The following is a 20037-nucleotide window of genomic DNA, read 5'->3' as shown; positions in this document are numbered from 1 at the left end:
TTGTACTCATCTAGAGTCTATCTCGCCCGCTATCACTTGGTTTGTGAGGCTTTTTTTGTATAAAAACGAATTAATAAAGGTACAAACCCCAAAAGAATCCCTCCTACTGCAACAATATCGGTCACCAAATCAAATTTAGGAATACTAAATCCTGCGATAAAAACTAAAAATAAGGCACTAAAAGTAGGCCAAATGATATAGCCTAGTAATTCAGCAGTATTTTTCCACAAAGAGCGATGGTACCAAGCACAAGCAAATCCAGTTAAGGAATAATAAAAAGCAACCAAAAGACCAAGCGCATGCACTGAATCTTTAATAATAAGATTTACCGTTGAATAATTAGAGGATAGAAACAAGAGAATCACCCCTAAAAACCAGATAAAAAGAATTGCTATCCATGGCGTATTTCGGGTTTGATGTAAAGTCGCATAACGCGGATGAATTATTTCATCACGTGCCTCAGCAAAAAGAGTTCGCGTAAATTGCACAATGGTGGTCTGCAAGGTACCAATTGTACTGAGCATCACACAAAAAACCGCCAAATAACTCCATGGACGCGGCACTATTTTTTCTGCAACTGCAAAGATTACATTTGTTCCAGCATGCTTTATTTCTGCATCAGAAAGTGCCAAAAGTGTGACAACAGCAAAACTGACATAGATGCATATAATAATCAGTACAGACCAGAAGGCCCCTATTCCTGGCGCGTGTCGCGTATTTTTTGTTTCCTCATTTAAATTAAGGGTAACATCCCAGCCCCAATAAAAAAACACTGCAGTTAATGCACCTGTTGCAAATAAATCGGGCGTAAAGCTGGTAAAAGAAAGCCAAGACCAAGAGAAATGATGAGCAGGAAGATGGCTGAACTTGACCAGCCCCACACCAATAATTGCAAATAGAATAAGCACTTCGAAACCAGTCATCAGAATTTGCAAATAGGCAGTAGGTTTAATTCCCACAATCGCTATTGCTGAAATCATAGTTATCCAGAGTATACTGGTAAATGCAACCCAGCCAGGGCTGTTTACCAAATCAGGTGCGACAAGTAGTAAAGTTGCTGTGGCTGCGGGAATAGAGCCCGAGACCATAAAGACTACTGAAGAAGCTAAAACAGCCCATCCAGTAAAAAAGCCTAAATACACCCCAAAAATTTTGGATATCCATGCATAGGACGCACCAGCATTAACAATGACCTTATTCAGATGAATAAATGCCAGGGAAATACCAAACATGATAAACCCGCAGTACAAAATACTTGCTGGGGCTAAGGTACCCACTGTAACGACAAGTGTAGCGGTTGCTGCAGCAACACTAAAAGCGGGCGCAGATCCTGCTGTTCCCATAACGATGGATTCGCCTATCCCTAAAGAATCCGCAGCAAGCTTCCGTTCGTTCCTCATGTTCATTTTGCCCAAGTTCCTAATGATAAAATTAAGCTATCTTTAAATAAGCATATCAACTTTTAGTGAAATATGTTCTTCGTAAAAAAATTTTGCAAAAAAAATTAGATTTATTAATCTTTGACAAAAAATAAATCAGAACAAATAATTAATCATCAGTTACAAATAAAAACTAATCACTAAATTAACCGAGAAATAAACATGCAAGCAGATCTCTTTTATACAGTAGATAGCACCAGACCTGTCCCTCTTTATTTCATGTCCCCAAAACAGTGGGAGGAACAACGCCCCACATTAACGGCAGTAGAGCATAACTACTTTGAGCAAATGCAATTTAATGGGACACTTGGTGATTGTTGCTTGTTTTATAATGCCGATGGTTTATTAGAAAAAGCATATATAGGCACCGGCGATGATAATCAGGTATTGGCAATGGCACATGCCGCGGAATTATTGCCTGTGAACACGTATCAAGTTCAAGATACATGCACTCAGGAAGCTGTCTTATATTGGGCATTAGCACAATATCGTTTTGAAAAATACAAAAAAAACTCGACTGCTCCTCGAATTTTAGTGGTTGAGCCACAAATGCTTGATGAGGTGCTCCAATTGGCGCAAACGCACTTCTTAGTACGTGATCTAATCAATGAGCCAGCCAGCGACCTGGGGCCTAAAGAAATGGCCGATGCAGTTGCTACATTAGCCCATACATATAATGCTAAATTTGAACAATGGATTGGTAATGAACTGTTACACGATAATTTTCCAGCCATCCACGCCGTTGGCCGTGCAGCCCAGTCAGAACCACGTTTGCTCTCGTTAACCTGGGGTAATGAAGAAAATCCTCGTATTGCTTTGGTGGGTAAGGGCGTTTGTTATGATACAGGAGGCCTGAATATTAAATCAGCTTATGGCATGCGGATAATGAAAAAGGACATGGGCGGGGCAGCACATGTGATAGGCTTAGCTCAGTGGATTATGGCACATAACTTACCTATTCACTTACATCTGCTTATTCCTGCAGTGGAAAACGCCATTGGTCCTAATGCATACAGACCAGGTGATATTTTAGTGATGCGCAATGGCTTAACAGTAGAATTAGACAATACGGATGCCGAAGGACGATTGATTCTAGCCGATGCTTTGGTTAAAGCATGTGAAGGGCAACCCGATCTACTGATTGACTTCGCCACATTAACTTCCTCAGCTCGTGTTTCTGTAGGTACTGAAATGTCAGCATTTTTTACAAATAACGAAGCATTGGCCACAGGCATAATTGATGCATCTCATAAAGCAGTTGATCCGGTATGGCGCTTGCCGCTGTTTGCACCTTATGAAAAATTTCTACGCTCTTCGATTGCAGATATGACCAACTGCAGTGATCATCCTTATGCTGGAGCTATTATTGCGTCATTGTTTCTCCAGCGTTACATCACCAAAACAACACCGTGGATACATTTCGACATTATGGCCTGGAGCGAACAAAGCAAACCGGGCAAACCAGAGGGTGGCGAGGTTATGGGGCTACGTGCTGTCATGGAATATTTGTTGCGTGTTTATGGTTAATAATTTTCGTGGATGACAATATTCTAAGCCAGTTTAAATTCCGCCAATGAATAGTAATTTTGCATCCCTTTTTCAGGTCTACTTTCAATCAGATAAATCTTATCTACTGTAATAGGCGGCATAATCGGCACTTTTATCGTTTCTAAAGGCTCATGAGGGATCCCATGTCGAATCAATCGTCCCATAGTTAAATGCCCTCGAAATGGACGTGACTCCACAGGAACATGCAATGCAATAAGCGCCTTTCCGATTGTCTCAGACAGTGTAGCTAAAGTCGCTTGTGGTTGCACTGACAAAGAAATAACTTTAGGACGATGTGATGAAGGAAACCATTCCAAATGCCCTAATTCGAGTTGAAATACGGGTAGATTTTTTATTGCAGCGCGCACATGTTCTATCACCGGTACTAACTGTTCTTGTGGCAAATCACCTAAAAATTGTAATGTTATATGCATTTTTTCAACATGAGCCCAACGAATATAATCCGAAGAGAGGTTTTTTTGTAAAGAATTTAAACATCTTGATAGTTTAGCTTGTGTTTTACTTGGAACAGTAATTGCAAAAAAAACGCGTATTGACGGCATTATTCCCTCACAAAAGCAGTATGTATTTCATTAAGACGCTGCACCGTAAGAAACATCCTTAAGTATCCTGCATCAAAATAATTGAAGCTGGATATATATACTATAATAGTATCTAAATTGACCAAATAGAATTGAATGTGCACTTAGCGTGAATAAGACTATATGGATAGTGGAGAATTACAATGATTCTTAAGAGCACACAAGAAAAACTCGAATTCCTAGAAGGTTGTCTTTCCCATATTGATCATCTATTCAAGTATGTTAGCAACAAGGTGCCACACATTACGTTGTATAAAAAAAACATCGCAGAAAAAATATTTTCCTGAATAGAAAACTTCCAAGCGCTATAACCATTATGTCAATCTTATTTCCACAATCGAGCCGATTGGCATGGCATTAGGTTATATCATTAGAACAAAATCTGCTGTAGAAGCGTCCATTATCATGAATGCGGTACGCAAACAATTAAGTGAAAAAAAACTTGAAGACTCTATTCGTTATATCGACTCCCAAAGCAGGTCCTCTCAAAACAAAGGCTCATCGACAATTGAAATATGGGATCAAGTTGTAGACATACTTAACACATTAAAAAATAAAAATATTTACTCATTTGGTTCATTCAGTTGCATGAGTTTATTCACAATTAGCCGTGCCAATCACAACAAGATGGGTTATAGATAAACCGTAACCGAGATGCTAGCATTGGCATTTTTGTTCGAGAACAAATGAAATACCGACCCGATATTGATGGGCTCAGAGCGATTGCGATTCTACTGGTCTTAATTTATCACGGAGGACTCTCCTTTTTCCCTGCAGGCTTTATCGGCGTGGATGTATTTTTTGTGATCTCGGGCTTCCTTATCACGGGTATCATTCATCAGTCACTTCAGAACGGTTCTTTTTCTTTTTTAAACTTTTACAATCGAAGATTATGGCGTTTACAACCTGTCTTTGTTTGTTTGCTCCTAGTGACTTCTGCATTAGCATTATTGTTTTTTTTGCCTGATGATTTAATACAATACAGTAGAAGTGCACGCAAAACTTCTTTATTTCTATCTAACTTGTTTTTTGATAAAACGACCACGGGCTATTTTGCACCAGATACCCAGCAGATTCCCTTACTCCATACCTGGTCTCTTTCAATAGAGTGGCAATGCTATTTGCTTTTACCTTGCCTCATCTACGGTGTGCATCGTGTTACACCTAAAAAATACATGATACCACTTATCGTTGGCTTGACTTGTATCGCTTTTCTCTGCTCCTTGTATCAGGCGAAAACCATACCTGCACACACCTACTACTTATTTTCGAGCAGAATCTTTGAGTTTTTGATCGGCGCGTGTGTCGCCTTCATACCGGCGACTTTTTTTGCTGGCAATACATATCTTTTAAACCTAGTGGGAGGCTTGGCATTAATCACATTACTGTATCTTGCCAGCCTTAACCCTGTATTGGCAGGTTACCCTGATGAACATGCTTTTGTCGTTTGCATTGCAACAGGATTACTGATTCTCATAGGGACCTATTCGCCTCAAAATATCTTGAGCCAATTACTGTCTAGTAAGCCGTTGGTTTTCATAGGATTATTGTCTTATTCTCTTTATATTTGGCATTGGGTAGTTTTTTCATTTTTGAGATATCAAAGTATCGTCGAGACATCCCCTGTTGTATTAAGTGCTTTTGGACTTACTTTTGTTTTAGCCTACCTTTCCTGGCGCTTTATTGAAAAACCTGCAAAACGCTGGAAACACATGCCGTTGCGACACACTGTTGTACTCCTGTTATTAGTCCCTATACTTGCGCTACATCTGAGCGACTATATGATTAGAAAAAATCAGGGATTTCCTCAGCGCTTTAATGATGAACTATTAGCCATCTATCAACAATTGAACCAATACAACAGTCCACAAAGAGCTTTGTGTATGGCTGATTCTCAGAATAAAAACAATACTCAATGTCTTCTTGGCGCAAAAAAAGCAGACAGTAAACACGCATTAATGATTGGGGATTCATTTGCCAATCATTATTGGGGTTTTATGGATAAGTTAGGGCAAGCAGCAAATGTCTCTATTTTAATGCAAACCGTATCGTCTTGCTTAACCTTGCCCGACATTTATCTTTATGATTGGTGGTATTTTAAAAGACGAGTCTATTCGCACTGTTATGAGCAGACCCAAAAGTATTATCAAATGGTTCAACACAATCACTACGATTATGTAATCATTGGACAATTATGGGTTAATTATTTTACCGACAACATCATCAATAACCTGGGTGATAAACGCTCTTACCGCCTATCCCAAAAAAGATTGGTCAACGCCTTAGATAAAGCACTTGCAATCATTATTGCCTCAGGAGCAAAACCTGTATTAATCCATGCAACGGCGAGAATACAAAATAATTTTCATGACTGTTTTTTTAAACATATAAAACAAAGAACCGCATATATCCCGCACGAATGTGATTTTACCTTTAATGAGGTTCAATGGCTAAATCAGTTATTTCAGCAAATGCAACGCAAGTACCCGCAATTAATTATCATAGACCCTAAAAAAGTACAATGTGCGCACAGTACCTGTAAAGCAGACATCAATGGCATTCCCATATACCGTGATGTAGGCCATATTACTGATTATGCCTCTTATCAATTTGGGAAACGTTACTTACAAAAATATCCCAATCCTCTGGCTTAGCCCTAGCTATTGACTAAGCCAAAATGGCGTGATTTTAGAGTACCGAAACACAAGGACAATCTCACGCTAACTAACCTTAGGCTGGGTTGCTAAGCCCAGCATGTAACAATGAGCTGGAGCACCATGAGTAAGATACGTGTTAATGAACTCTGCGGATGCTGGGCTTAACAGCCCAGCCTACCCCTGTCATTTTGTCAACGAATTACCTAACATCTTTTGGGATGACAGGGTAGTATGTAAACATCGGATCACATTGGCCAGGATAGTATCAGTCAACAGCCCCTCAGCCAGGCATAAACTTTTGCACTAAATAATCTTGGTGCAAGCGGTTCGCAATGCCCACCCGTTCCCTCTGTCTCATTAAAAAGAATATAGTGCTTTTTGCATTGCAGCTGATCATATAGTTTTTTTGCCTGGCCTAATGTGATGTATTCTAAAGTATTATCACAAACCAACATAGGGCATTGAATCTGTTCGACTAAGCCATGCAATGTATAGTCACGCGTTTTAGCGAGCATTTCCTCAATTGTTTTAGCCCCAAATCGCCATTTTCGGCTTGCTAACATAAACCGTAAATGTTCATCCGTTTGCATTAGTTGTGTTATCGCTTGCTCTAAAGGAACATCTTTTAAATCAGGAGCCTTCGTTTTAAACGAATTAAATTTGGCTTCTAAATTGCCACTTGCATCAAATATCCCAGGATCAACAATACAGGCCGCAATTCGTTTTTCTTGGGTTACCGCCCGCGCAGCAAGATATCCACCAAAGCTGCGTCCAATTAAGAAAATCTTCTGGGGATCAATTTCTGGACGCTCGATAATAAAATCAACAACGTGTTTGATCACTCGCTCCCAATCTGGGATAAAGGGTATTTTATTTAAACGCAGCAAACTGCCTTGACCAGGACCTTCAAAATTCAGACAATGAAAACCACGACTTAACGCTTCTGCTGCCGTATTAAAATAAGATTCCTCCTTCGTGCCATCACCACCGCCAGTATCGATTAAAATGGGTTTAGGCGCCTGCGGAAAAGAATTATTCAGATAAAGATAACCAGGTAAGGTGGTGTTCTCGAAGGGAATTTCTACCTTTTCCACTGGTGTTTCAAAAAATTCAAGCGCCTGATGAAAAGCACGAATACTGTATTGCAATGCCTGTTCAATCCGAGGGTCAGAAGGCTCATCTTCCAAGAAAAAGAAAGCAGTTCGATAATACGTAGAGGCACGCAGAAAGGCCAACTTTGCATCGGCGTGTAATCCTTGAGCACGATAAGTTTCAGCCATGCTGTAATTGCTATCAGCAAAAGCAGCCCAATGCGTATACCAGCTTTCTTTATTGCCAGGTTCTATTTGATTCGCTATTGCAAGACATTCACCAATTTCGGCTCCTTGATAGGTGGCACACCCTAAACTTCTGATTAACTGCGCATTGAAAAGTGCCGGTTTGATTAGATCGAGCATTGATACATGTCCTTATTCTTTATCAAGTTCTATTAGCGTCTCGCGTTGTGGCTTGGCAGGATAACAACCAATTTAATGTATTATAAATTTATTTACAATCAATTGGTTGATGATTTTAATAATGTCTCTTGAGGTTCGAGAGAACGTTCGGCTTTAACGAGAGACTGTTTTGCAGACCCGTTCAAAAAACTTAAGGGCAGAATTGAGGCTTGTGGGCGATTCAAACGCCATTGGCCTAAGGAGCCGTCATCTCTTTTAAGAGTAGCCCCTGAACTTACAGTAGATTGCTTCATTTGCACTTTCTGTAGTTTGATCTTAGATGCAAATTCTTGTTCATCTCTCAGTATGCTTTCTTGTTCTTCTGCTCTAAGAGGCTCAACTTTAGGCGAATAAAAAGGAGCAAGTAATCTAAGCTTTATAACCAGCAAGAATGCTTTGCCAGGAGTGAGATCCTCATATCCATGCGCGAGCGGGGCTTTAGCAGTTGCCTCATATTGCGAAAATGTCATTCATAAGGAATCAGCGTGGGCCCGCTTGACTTAGGTGCCTATCATCTGCGTCTTTACACTCTCTAAGCTCTTTAAAAAACGCACTTCCCCGGCGTCTATCTGTATCGATTAACCTGATTTTTTCATCAGGTCTTTCTCCTTGCACCACCAGATAATGCGGTTTTGTTTTCATCGCCTCATCGTGACTTTTGCTTACACGATAAGTGACTTGTCCCATACTTGGAGCTAAAGAACCTAATGTAGATAATGCATTGATCTCTTCGCAGCTTAAACTATATTGGATTTCCCAATGATATAGTTTTTTATAATACTCGTCTCCAGTTCGGGAATGTTTTGCATAAAACCATACATCAAATGCCTCTTTGATTTCCATGGATGTAAGAGCAACCCGATGAGATTCTGATTTTCGTGGCGCTGAAAACATTGGTGAGTCCTTTAATACCAGTGTCGCTTTCTTATCACCTGCAATACTTCGGCTTGCCACATCATAATAAGGATCCTCTTCTGATTGGCCACCATCTCTGATTGGGCCTAAGGAGGCATTGTGATTTTTACAGTATTTATAAGTCGTGTTCCTCTCTATATCATAATATAAAGCTTCACGCTTACTGAAAATTAAATTTTGGATCAAGCCATACTCATAATCCTCTTGAGGCATCAGGGCTTGCACAACATGACAGCGAATTTCTATAGATGGATAACTGGGGGTAAATGGGCTTACGACACCGATATCACGTGCAATTGAAAAATCAATCGATGGTACGTCTTCTGCGAGCACCTTGAACTTTACTTTAGGATTCCCATCTTCGCTAAAACCAAGCTCTACTTTTACTGGATTGATAATATCCTCTAGCTCCTGCTTTACCTGCATTTCCAATACCTCTACTCATGAGAAAAAAAAACTACACCGACTGTTTTTTACCATTAGTGTTTATTTTTTTGTTATATATACTGCACTTATGGCCTGGAGTCATTAGCTCATGCCAATCTTATTTGACTTTTTAAGGTGATTTCCTGGTATTAATTAAAATATGCTCATTTGGAGAACAAGGATGTCAAATCAATTACAAGTATTTGTACGAGGCATGGATGGCAATTTGTGGCTAGAACATGCTCCTTTTAACTCAGTTCCACCAAGTCGGATTCAAATCGCTGAGTTTGTGGAGACTGCTTAGGGCAAGCCCTCTTCTCCTGCCGGGGAAGAGGCCTACCCTTTCTGCGCTCGCAGGATTAAGCCGTACCAATACTCAACTCAATCAAACATCGTATAAACAATCCAAGGCTCGCGGTTTGCAATGTTATCATAAAGCGCTTGCGCCACTCGATTATTGGGGCCGGTGAGCCAATACACTCTACTCCAATGCCTTAGTTTACCTAAGTGTTTTAACTCATCCATGAGCTTTTTGGCCACTCCCCCTCTTTGACACTCGGGTTTTACGTATAAATCATGCACATAACATTCTGGTTCTATGGCCCAGGTACTTAGGTGGGTAATAAACGTTAGAAACCCAACAGCTACGTTTTGAGGATCGCAGGCAATAAGACAACCTGAATTTTTATTATCTGAGAGCAAGGTACGCAAGGTATTATCCACTACATCTGCCGGCAGCGATATTTGATAAAACGCCATATATTCCTGCCACATCGTTAACCAGTTTTCCTTGTCGTCAGGATGTAACCACCTTACCGTATAGTTCTTCATAAAGCAGTTCCTAGTTTCAATTTATAAGTTAAATTACTTTTTGCTAAAGCGGGAGTAATGGATACCCTACGAAGCCTGGTTAGAGTAAAAGGTAATTGAGCCTTATAACACTCTAGGGGCTAAATCTTCGCCTTCTACGAGCACAGGCTGTGTAAATGCTTTTTCAGCAAACCAAGCTGCATATACATTGATATCTGGGGTTAAGAATGCTTTAAAGTCCCATCCCAATTCATTGTGATTAAATGGCCCTAATTCAATATGCTTATCTTTAGCAAGTCCTCTGATCATCCATTCAACAATTGCTGAGTTGCCTCGACCTACAGGCTGTAATTGCGCAAGACCATACGCGAGTTTTCCTGCATTAGCTAAAAAATCCTTAATATCATGATCGGACTCCCAATCACAGCACGCCTGAAAATAAGGCTCGATCAAATCAAATTGTACCTGGAAATAGCTCGAACTATCACGATAATCTTGATTAAAAGGAGTAGGACGATGATCCACTACAAGGGATGTTCTGCTGTCATCTTTCCCATAATCGTCAAAAGTAATAGTAAGAATAATATCATCTTCAACAAATGGGGATGGTGACTCTGCATTTTTTTGATGTAAGCGCTCACGTTCCTCAGCTGTTAACTTGACCGTAATCGTATATTTTGTACCATCCTGTGCTTGATGTTGTTGCCGGTTAATCTCAATGTGTTCCTCATTTTTCTGAGTTAAAACGATTAGATGCTCATAGATCAAATTCTTTTGCGTGGGTAGATCTCGGGACAAATTAAACTCATCAGTCGATACAAAACCTGCTTTATTAATTAATCCAAATTGATGTCGCAACGGACCTTGTTTTAACATTTTGGCTATTTCGCGCCGCTTATCAGCCAACCAAGCATATGTGCACCCCACTCGAGATTGCAACATATCTGGGGGACAATGAATATCTTTATGAACTACTGGTGGTACTTGCGGAAAAGCAGATATTCTCGGTCCTAAATCTTGAATCACGTTTTTGCTAAATTCCAGCCATTGACTCTGTTTTGCTGCATCAAAATCCTTTAAGCGATCTTTAGAAGAGGCTGTATTATTTTCAGGAGCAGAAAATAAGGTATTACGATGCACTCCTAATGCTTCTCTTTTTTCATCGGCCATAATTACCTCCAGTTGCGCATTATTTTTAATTATAGATGTGAATAATAAATCCTTGCTGAACGGCTGGAACAGAGCATCAAATGGCTATTTGAAAATTTTACATCTCACTTCTATATTTAATACTTAGCCCTTCTTTTTTACACCATAAATGCTGGAACAGCTTTAATAAATTCATTGTGTTTTTGTAGCGAACTTAAAAATAAGAAAAATGGAGCTTGCTTATGGATACGACTGAACACACGGAACTGGGTGATGCATTACGTTTTTTAGATTGGGAGGTTTTAAAAAATAATCCCTATGTCACTATTGATGAGAAAGGGGGCTTGCATTTACAGCTGCAAGGATTTAACGAACTTGGCCTGCCTGAGTCGATTGGATTAAATCTTTCCGCCGGCAACATTGTTGCCATGTCTGGGGACTATTTTGGCGGCCAAGAAGTCTGTTTAAATTTGCCAAGCTTAGCTGAGTTTAATGCAAAACCAAAAAAATTTGATAGTACAGGCGCATGCGGAACCTTAGGGACTTATTTAATCAAAAAGCCGGTTACTGAACCCGAGGAACAAAAATTAATTAGCTCTTATAAACGACTAGCAAATAAAGACGTACAGCAAAGCGATATCAAGACTATTTATACAATAAATGATGCCAATTACATCCCCTTTTCAAGTACGCTCAATTTTTATGTGCAGCAACTTATGTTTGCCCTGAGGGTAAAAAACTATAGTGAAATTTTAAATAGAAACTTGTCACATTTCACTCCTTGGTCAGTCCGTGTATACACCATTGGACATCATATAGCGCTTAGATACGCACGCATTCATTATGAGCTAACCCAACTCATGGCGCACGCAGATTATCAATCGAAAAATAGCGAATTCAATGAGTTACTCAATACACTGAAACAAACTCCAGGTGGTTTAAATCGGGATAACCTGCAGGATATGGCCCATCGCTATCAAGCTTTGGCTTTGGGAATGGAGTTTTTTTGCTTTCACTACTATACCGATCACTTCGCTGCAGGCCATATTTCATTTATGGGAGACTTGCGTGACATACTGCCACAGCGCTTTGGGGTTTGGGGTAGTATTTTAGTCAATAATTTGCATGATGAATTAAACCGAATAACTGTCTACACCAAACGCGTTTATGACCCAACTCCCGATAACAGCGAACCTCCAGTTCAAGCAGGCGGTGATGGTGATTTTGATGCGTCGAATAATGATTTTAACAAACAAGCCTGTTTGAATGGTATGACCGAGTCATTGCAGGATTTGCATCAGGTATTTAAAGGAAGTGCTCTTCCTGAGCAAGCAGAATATGGAGGGCTGGAGCAAATGCCCGATATTGATCATCAATATCGCCAACCGCAACCCTTGCTGCTGTTAGGTGATGATCGAAAAATTTATTATCGTACGGATCTAAATAGCATTGGTACATTATCTCCATCGCAATTACAGGCAACCTATGCTGCACCGTTAAAACATGGGTATACTGAACTCAGTAATTCATTCGAAGCATTCTTTTTAGTGCTTAAACTGCGCGTGCTTCCTTTTACCTACTCAAGCCAAATGCAACCACTTACTGCCGAGCAACTTAAATTATTGGCAGCGGAAGAAAACCAACTTAATCCAGGGAGAAAACCGATACCCCAACCACCAACGGTGCTTGGACAAAAGCCGGTCGCAACTCCTGCTTGGCAGCAACCTGCAAGCGCTCATGTTGTGATGAAAGGCCTAGTCAAGAATGGGTTATTGGCTACTTCTAGTAAAAAAGAGCATCCTTTGCAACAAGAACTTACTTTAGATACAGAAGCGACATTAAGTGCCTCGCTGTAAATGAAGGTTGCGGATACTTTTAGTTTCCATACTGAAAAATTGTAACCCGGAGCAGCACAGCTGAACCCGGGTTATAAGAGCATGATTTGTTATCCAAAACCCGGGTTCCACTACGCTGCACCCAGGCTACACCTGAAGATCCGCATTACAGCAGTGCAGAGGAATTCGTACCATCCATTTGGTGCAGATGATGCAGATTATCGGCAGACTTTGTTCTTCTGAGATGACTAAAATGAGAGTATGTTTGTAGCGCAGATGCGTGCTCTCCCCTTTGAGTGTGTTGGTTCAACTCTCCACGTAAACGAGATACTTGTTGCTCCAATTCAGGCACTCGTGATGCAGTCTGTTCCAACTCGTCAGCGCGAGAAGCTCTTTTTTCTAAGGTCTCCATTTGCGATACTTTTTGCCTTAACGTCTGTATTTCCAATTGCGCTGCCTCTTCTTTCTCTAAGCTTCTAACGCCAGATTCAAGTTCATCAATTAATGTTTTTAGTTTCTCGGTTTCTTTATCTACAACATCCGATTTGCATAATTTATCAATCTTTTCTTTATCCAGCCCTCGCCAACGGCTAATTAGATTTTCAATTCCTGGACGTTCAACAAACCAGTAAACACTCAAGGCAGCTATACCAACTGCAATACTCGCGACCACAATAGGCCATGCTGTTGCAGCCATTGAAGCAACAAATAAACCTGCAATAGCCAGCGCCACAGTTTGCCCAGCAAAAAAACCACCACTGAAAAAGATAATGCCCGCAACCCCTGCAGTGATGTACTTTCCAGCTTTTAAGTATGGGTTGTCCAAAGCAGCATTCAATTCATCTCGAGCTTCTTTTAAATCCAGATGTCGCTGATACAGCATTTTTGCAAGTTCAAGATCAGCCTGCAGTTCATCTTTGGACTTCCCAGAAACGCGGCTAATACGCGCACGAATCGCTTTTATTTCTTTGAATTGCTCAAGTAAAATATCAAGCAACTGCGGCGTTTCTGAAGATTTAATACCTAGGTTTTTGGAAATTTCAACCAAGTCAAAGCTATAAAATACAATCATGGACAGGATTGAAAAGAGCGTTCCCCCCAAGAAAATAGCAATCGTAGGAATCGATGAAAAAATTCCCATGAATGCAGTAACACCATCAAATCCCTCGCAACCAAAATAAATTGTTCCTGCAAGTGCTAATAGTCCGTATTTGACTGCTGCAGAAACCCCCGCTTTTTTGGTTTCATCTTCTTTCTTCCCAGGATTTAATGACTTATTCAGATCCTTTAATAACGAGTTTTGTAATGAGGCGATTAAAAAAAAGTCTGCATCACTAGTCTTAGTTTTGGAGGTTAGTGCAAACCAGGCGAGCAAAGTCTTTCGTTCAATATCTGTTGTAACGCTCTGCAACAAGGCAGCAAGATCAGGTCTGCTTCCACATATTTTTTTAATTAGCTCTTGGCTGGTAGTACTCAGTGCTATTGTCATTTATTAGTCTCCCCCCTAGAATTTGCCGGCTTATTTGCAAGGGAATATCTAAACATGATACTGAGTATTTATTAAACAAATATTAAGTTGTAAAAAGTCCTTTGTAAAAAAATGCTTTTGTTTTGTTAAATAAGAGTAAATCAATAAGGTCTGATAGGTGAAATAACCTTTTCCTCCGCAGCTTGGATGCAGCAACGCGGCGCTTTGCTCATCCCAATGTAACGTGGGGTAAGGATGGGTTATGCTATCATAAGTAAGAAAGGGAGTTTTCTATGATAATTTTATATTCCTATCCTGAGCTTTTTGGTCTTCCAGATAACAATCCTTTTGGCTTAAAAGTAGATACTTTTCTTCGCTTAGCCCACATAGATTATCAACATGAGCATATTATTGATACGCAGAACGCACCTCGAGGACAGCTACCTTATTTGCATGATGCAGGGCAAATCATTACAGACAGTAATAACATGTTGCAATATCTGTCACAAAAATATGTGGATTTGGATCACGATCTAACAAAAGAACAAAAAAACATTCATTTTTTAGTGACTCGCATGTTAGATAATCATTTGTATTGGGTTATGTCCTATTCGCGCTGGCAAGATGATCAATTTTGGCCTTTATTCAAAGCAGAGTTCCTAAAACAATTTTCTGAATTATCAGACGCTTCACTTGAAAATGTAAGAAAATACAATATTGAAAAATATCATTATCAAGGTATTGGTAGGTATCCCTTCAAGGATATATATCAATCAGGTATTGATGATTTACAAACCATTCAACATATTGTAGGCGATAATGATTTTATATTCGGCAATACACCACATACTTTGGATGCGTGTTGTTATGGTTTTTTAGCTAACATTTTTTATTTTAATATCGACACACCACTAAAAGAATTTATGATGAACACAACTCTAAAGGATTATACCAAACGAATCAGAACATTATTGGGCTATTGAGGCAAGAGTATTTAACTATTTGTCCAAATGAGCTCGAGGGCTTGCAACTCCTTATCGGTTAAAAGCTCATATTTGTTCATTGCATTGGTGGTAAGGTTTGGATAATGCTCAAGACATTTTTTAATCAGCTTTAATAAATCACTTTCATTGATGGGCTTAGTGATAAAATCAATCGCTCCAGCTTTTATCGCTCTAACAGCCATAGGAATGTCGCCATAAGCCGTAATAATAATTACTTTAAGCATGCTGTTTTGCCGCTTTAATTTGTCGAATAGCTCAAGCCCATCCATATCAGGCATCCGAACATCGGTAATCAAACACCCCTCATGCAGCGGATTATATTGTTCCAAAAAAATTTTTGCACTTAAATAGGTTTGCACTTCAAAGCTCATAGACTCAAAAAGCCATTTTAAAGCACGCAATACGTTCTCATCATCATCAACAACATAAATAGTCTTATTCATTGTTAGATCCCGAAGTTTGCATAGGCAGTCTAAAAGAACACACCGTCCCTTCGCCTACGGTATTTTTTTCTATTTTGAAACATCCGCCATGGCCCTCAATAATTTTTCTACAAATACTCAATCCCAAACCCAAGCCATATTCCTTAGTGCTGTAACACGAAGCCAGTAGATTATCGAGCACATTTTGCGTAATTCCTGGTCCATTATCGGTGATAGTCACCAACACCCCCGAATCGATATTTTTTATATTAATCAATAAGGTAGGATTATTTGTTTGTGCATCAACCAAGGCTTCAAATGCATTATTAATCAGGTTTAAAAATACCTGCCCCATTTGATTTCTATCTAAAGAAACTTCTGTCAAATGCTCATCAATCTCATATTGAACAGTTCCAGAAAAATTAGAATAAAATTTTGATAAGACAACTGATTGTTTTGCTAATAAAGCCAAATCAACTCGCTCAAAATGCAATTCGCCATGGGTAACAAAACGTCTCATTCGCTTAATAATCGTATTGATTAACTCAACTTGTTCTAACGCTTTTTGCAGTACATCTATAAATTCATTAACGTCATTACCTTCTTGTTTCAAACGTAAAATACTCCCAAGAAGATAGGAGTTTAGTGCCAATATAGGTTGAGAGATCTCATGCGATAAGGTGGATGCAGACTCCCCTGAAAAATAACATCTTGAGATGCGATCAAGTGTTGACTGTTGTAACCGAATTAATTCCTGGTTCTTTTTTTGTTCCGTAATAAAATGCCAAGTCCCTACCATTTTAATCGCATTATTTTCTGCATCGCGAATACAACGACCATGCGCTGACACCCATTCATAATGTCCCTGAGTCGATTGAATACGAAAATCCGCTCTATAATCCTCAAAATAAGAAAGAGAATCGATTAACTTATTAGCAACTTCTTCACGATGTTCTGGGTGAAGCCGCGTTATAAAATGATCAATATGTCCTACTTCACTGTTTGGGGTTAGAATGGATAAAGACTCAGAATAACCAAAGTCAATGACTTCATTTGTACTCAGATCCCACTGCCAAATATTTAGTTTCCCAACGTCGAGTAATTCCATTAAATATTCACGAGAGATTCGGCAGGTGCGTGTATTTGCGAATAGATCCTCAAAGCATTTCTTTTTTAAATCGATAGGCATCTCGGAGTTTATCATTTATGTATCCTCTGATTGAGTCATCCATTCTATGATTTATACAGTTTGTCGCATAAAGAACCGTTTTTGCGCTCTGAAGATGATAGCACAGTATTGTCACATAATTTGAGTTAATATATACCATAATGTTTTTTTATATAAACTCTAATTTGGCATATATAAAAAGACGACTTGGATTTTTTTATTCCAAGTCGTCTTTGAAGTGTCCAAAGCCTGACTCAGTCAGCTAAGTCATAAGGAATATAAATGGGGTTCCAGATGTTGGCAGCAAGTTCACTCTCAAACTCAGCCTCATTGACCCCAGCAAGGCCTTCAGAAATCGCCTGTTTCCCCACCGCTTTTGCTACCTCAAGACTAATGGCACGAAGATCGGCAATAGGTGGTAAAAGGTTTGCCGACTTATCTTTCCTCGCAGGGGAACATCCCGAAAGTGCAAGCGCCGAAGCTTTAATCATCCCATCTGAAACTCGTTTTGCTTTCGCTGAGATAATACCTAAAGCTAATCCTGGAAAGATGTATGAATTATTCGTCTGATCAATATGAAACTCTTTTCCATTGTATTTAACTGGATCAAAAGGACTTCCTGTGCCAATCAAAGCACGTCCCTCAGTCCAAGTCAGAAGATCTTGAGGCACTGCTTCACTATGAGACGTTGGGTTAGATAAAGGGAAAATAACTGGCCTATCTGTGTATTGAGCCATGGTGCGCACCACTGCTTCAGTAAATGCACCCTGTTGTGCCGAAACCCCGATAAGTGCAGTAGGCTTCACATGACGCACAACATCCAGCAAGCCAATTTCCTCACGATTGGCAACCTGCCACCCAGCTACTTCAGAACGCTTACGAGCAAAAGCGGCTTGATCCTCAGTCAATCCCTTGCTACCTTCCACAAGCAATCCATATCGGTCCACCGCATAGATACGATCACTAGCCTCTTGCTCACTTAATCCTGCATCCATAAGAGCGCCGCGCATTAATTGAGCAATTCCATGACCAGTTCCTCCGAAACCAAGGAAAACAATTTTTTGCTCGGCCAGAGGAATTCCAGTCACATTAATAGCGGAAAGCAACGTACCGGTCGCCATAGCAGCGGTTCCCTGGATGTCATCATTAAACGTGCAGAGTTGATCGCGATAACGGGTCAACAACCGTGCCGCGTTCATTCCCGCAAAATCTTCCCATTGCAGAAGAACATTTGGCCACCGACGTTTTACTGCGGATACAAATGACTCAACGAACTCGTCATACTCAGCACCACGAATACGCTTATGACGCCAGCCAATATAAAGAGGATCAGCTAATCGCTCTTCATTATCAGTACCTACGTCCAGTAAAATAGGTAAACAATATTGAGGGGGAATGCCAGCTAAAGCAGTGTAAAGCGCCATTTTTCCGATAGGAATTCCCATCCCTCCAGCACCTTGATCACCAAGACCAAGAATGCGTTCACCATCACTGACGACAATACATTTAATCAAATCATAGCGTGGATGAGAAAAAATTTGATCAATCATGTTCTTGTTGGGATAACTAAGGAATAGACCACGCGGCTTGCGGAATACCTCACTGAATTTTTGGCATCCTTCGCCAACTACAGGGGTATAAACGATAGGGAGCATTTCCTCGATATTGTTAATAATCAACGAGTAAAAAAGAGTTTCATTATTATCTTGAAGATCACGCAAGAAACTATATTTGTCTAACGATGTTGGGAATGCTGTCAATCTATCATGACGGCGTTTTTGCTGTTCTTCTAAGGTACTCACCTGCGGTGGTAATAAACCGTGAAGTGCAAACATATCTCGTTCACTATTAGTAAACGCGGTCCCTTTGTTTAATCTGGAGTTGTTGAGCAGATTATATCCTGTCAATTTTGTTTTGATGACACCATCTTTGAGATACTGAGCTTCGTGATCCGACTTTTTCATTTCAAGGTCCTTTTTGATAATATTAAGTGTTTTATAAGATTTTCACCGCAATGCAGGACCTGTTTACATTTTGGCTCAAGCTAGCGAAATGTAAACAGGCCCCTTTAGTCTGGTAAAGGAATAAATTCTTTCTCATCACCTGGTATTTTGCCAAATTTTCCTTCCTTCCAATCTAATTTCGCTTGCTCAATTCGTTCCCGCGAACTGGACACAAAATTCCACCACAGGTACCGCCGCTCCTCTAAAGCAGCTCCCCCCAGGATAATCATATGCACCGCCGAATCCGCCATCACTTTCAGTTCAGCCCCGGGCTTAAGAACTAACATTCGCGTGGCATCATAGCTCACATTATCAATGGTTATCTTGCCGCTTAAAAGATGAATCGCGCGTTCTTCCAGGGTAGATGGAATAATCAATTCAGCCTGTGCTTGTAACTTACATTCAACAAAAAGTGCATCGTTTTGCGTAATAACTGAAGATCTAAGTCCCATCCATTCCCCAACAATTACCCAAAAACTTATATTATTATCATTATCCATAGGAATTGCACTTTTATCATAATGATTAAATGAAGGGTTTGTTTCCTCTTTATTAAGAGGTAGTGCAAGCCAGCACTGGATGCCAAAAAAATGTTGCGGATAAAAGCGATCGGGTTGTGGTGTACGTTCTGAATGAGCAATGCCTCGTCCAGCAGTCATTAAGTTCACTTCACCTGGAACAATAATTTGATGACTCCCAAGTGTATCTCGGTGTTCCAGTCGACCAGAGAATAAATAAGTCATCGTTGATAAACCAATATGAGGGTGTGGACGAACATCAATTCCCTTACCCGTAAGCAGTTCGCTAGGTCCGGCTTGATCCCAGAAGACAAAAGGCCCCACGGTTCTCTTTTCCTTAGATGGTAATACACGTCCCACTTGAAACCCTCCGAGATCTACCGTTCTCGGAATTAACTCCACACTGATGTGCTTGGGACAATCTTCGGTCTCACATATTGGGTCCTTTACATCAAAATAACTCATTCTTAGTACTCTCCCTGATCCACAATATCGTGCTGAAGCATTGAATAAGCATAGCCTAATTAAGCGTTTCTGTCGTTCGAAACAGTAGCAAAGAAAAGGGTTTTGTATATAA

At 40.0% G+C, this 20037-nt stretch carries 18 protein-coding genes; 6 read left to right on the top strand and 12 right to left on the bottom strand.

Translation table 11 applies throughout. From position 1 onward, the window contains the following. Nucleotides 1–32 precede the first annotated feature (32 nt). Nucleotides 33–1406, bottom strand: a complete 1374-nt coding sequence (locus tag Lste_RS01155; protein WP_083503889.1) for an APC family permease — start codon at nt 1404–1406, stop codon at nt 33–35. A 195-nt stretch (nt 1407–1601) separates the two neighbouring features. Between Lste_RS01155 and Lste_RS01150 the strand changes: the two genes are divergently transcribed. Next, nucleotides 1602–2966 (top strand): leucyl aminopeptidase family protein, encoded by a 1365-nt coding sequence (locus tag Lste_RS01150; protein ID WP_058509256.1) that lies wholly within the window; start codon nt 1602–1604, stop codon nt 2964–2966. A gap of 23 nt (nt 2967–2989) precedes the next feature. On the opposite strand, the gene thpR is transcribed toward Lste_RS01150, so the two are convergent. Then, nucleotides 2990–3550, bottom strand: a complete 561-nt coding sequence (thpR, locus tag Lste_RS01145) for an RNA 2',3'-cyclic phosphodiesterase (RefSeq protein ID WP_058509255.1) — start codon at nt 3548–3550, stop codon at nt 2990–2992. A 390-nt stretch (nt 3551–3940) separates the two neighbouring features. Here thpR and Lste_RS19365 point away from each other — a divergent pair, with 390 nt between their 5' ends. Continuing rightward, entirely contained in the window at nt 3941–4231 is a 291-nt protein-coding gene (locus Lste_RS19365; protein WP_058509254.1) for a hypothetical protein, read from the top strand. Between the two features lie 44 nt (nt 4232–4275). Beyond that, entirely contained in the window at nt 4276–6243 is a 1968-nt protein-coding gene (locus Lste_RS01135; protein ID WP_058509253.1) for an acyltransferase family protein, read from the top strand. A 272-nt stretch (nt 6244–6515) separates the two neighbouring features. Here the strand turns inward: Lste_RS01135 and Lste_RS01130 are convergent, their stop codons facing one another. From Lste_RS01130 to Lste_RS01120, 3 genes are all read right to left on the bottom strand, one after another. Beyond that, nucleotides 6516–7703 (bottom strand): alpha/beta hydrolase family protein, encoded by a 1188-nt coding sequence (locus Lste_RS01130; protein WP_058509252.1) that lies wholly within the window; start codon nt 7701–7703, stop codon nt 6516–6518. 98 nt (nt 7704–7801) lie between these two features. Further along, nucleotides 7802–8212, bottom strand: a complete 411-nt coding sequence (locus Lste_RS01125) for a hypothetical protein (RefSeq protein WP_058509251.1) — start codon at nt 8210–8212, stop codon at nt 7802–7804. Nucleotides 8213–8222: 10 nt separating this feature from the next. Further along, nucleotides 8223–9083 (bottom strand): hypothetical protein, encoded by an 861-nt coding sequence (locus Lste_RS01120; RefSeq protein ID WP_058509250.1) that lies wholly within the window; start codon nt 9081–9083, stop codon nt 8223–8225. Between the two features lie 181 nt (nt 9084–9264). On the opposite strand from Lste_RS01120, the gene Lste_RS19705 reads away from it, so the two are divergent. Continuing rightward, nucleotides 9265–9387 carry a hypothetical protein gene (locus Lste_RS19705; RefSeq protein ID WP_272947109.1) on the top strand — a complete coding sequence of 41 codons (123 nt, stop codon included), beginning with the start codon at nt 9265–9267 and terminating at the stop codon, nt 9385–9387. 77 nt (nt 9388–9464) lie between these two features. On the opposite strand, the gene Lste_RS01115 is transcribed toward Lste_RS19705, so the two are convergent. After that, a complete protein-coding gene (locus Lste_RS01115; protein ID WP_058509249.1) occupies nt 9465–9914 on the bottom strand; it encodes a GNAT family N-acetyltransferase in 450 nt (149 codons plus the stop codon). A gap of 102 nt (nt 9915–10016) precedes the next feature. Then, nucleotides 10017–11063, bottom strand: a complete 1047-nt coding sequence (locus Lste_RS01110) for a hypothetical protein (protein ID WP_058509248.1) — start codon at nt 11061–11063, stop codon at nt 10017–10019. 221 nt (nt 11064–11284) lie between these two features. Between Lste_RS01110 and Lste_RS01105 the strand changes: the two genes are divergently transcribed. Then, nucleotides 11285–12898 (top strand): hypothetical protein, encoded by a 1614-nt coding sequence (locus Lste_RS01105; protein ID WP_058509247.1) that lies wholly within the window; start codon nt 11285–11287, stop codon nt 12896–12898. 145 nt (nt 12899–13043) lie between these two features. Here the strand turns inward: Lste_RS01105 and Lste_RS01100 are convergent, their stop codons facing one another. Next, nucleotides 13044–14366, bottom strand: coding sequence for a hypothetical protein (locus Lste_RS01100; protein WP_058509246.1), 1323 nt, complete (start codon nt 14364–14366; stop codon nt 13044–13046). Between the two features lie 272 nt (nt 14367–14638). Between Lste_RS01100 and Lste_RS01095 the strand changes: the two genes are divergently transcribed. Continuing rightward, a complete protein-coding gene (locus tag Lste_RS01095; protein WP_058509245.1) occupies nt 14639–15328 on the top strand; it encodes a glutathione S-transferase family protein in 690 nt (229 codons plus the stop codon). An 11-nt stretch (nt 15329–15339) separates the two neighbouring features. Here the strand turns inward: Lste_RS01095 and Lste_RS01090 are convergent, their stop codons facing one another. The 4 genes from Lste_RS01090 to Lste_RS01075 form a co-directional block, all read right to left on the bottom strand. Then, nucleotides 15340–15792 (bottom strand): response regulator transcription factor, encoded by a 453-nt coding sequence (locus Lste_RS01090; protein ID WP_058509244.1) that lies wholly within the window; start codon nt 15790–15792, stop codon nt 15340–15342. Then, nucleotides 15785–16975 carry a sensor histidine kinase gene (locus tag Lste_RS01085; protein ID WP_058509243.1) on the bottom strand — a complete coding sequence of 397 codons (1191 nt, stop codon included), beginning with the start codon at nt 16973–16975 and terminating at the stop codon, nt 15785–15787. Before Lste_RS01085 ends, Lste_RS01090 begins: the two co-directional genes overlap by 8 nt. A gap of 218 nt (nt 16976–17193) precedes the next feature. After that, the gene (locus Lste_RS01080; protein WP_058509242.1) at nt 17194–18903 is read right to left on the bottom strand and encodes an NAD-dependent malic enzyme; all 1710 of its coding nucleotides are present in this window, start codon (nt 18901–18903) and stop codon (nt 17194–17196) included. A 104-nt stretch (nt 18904–19007) separates the two neighbouring features. Beyond that, nucleotides 19008–19925, bottom strand: a complete 918-nt coding sequence (locus Lste_RS01075; RefSeq protein WP_058509241.1) for a pirin family protein — start codon at nt 19923–19925, stop codon at nt 19008–19010. Nucleotides 19926–20037: the final 112 nt, after the last annotated feature.

Source organism: Legionella steelei, from assembly GCF_001468005.1.
Classification (GTDB): Bacteria; Pseudomonadota; Gammaproteobacteria; order Legionellales; family Legionellaceae; genus Legionella; species Legionella steelei.
This window is presented reverse-complemented; position numbering and strand designations above follow the sequence as displayed.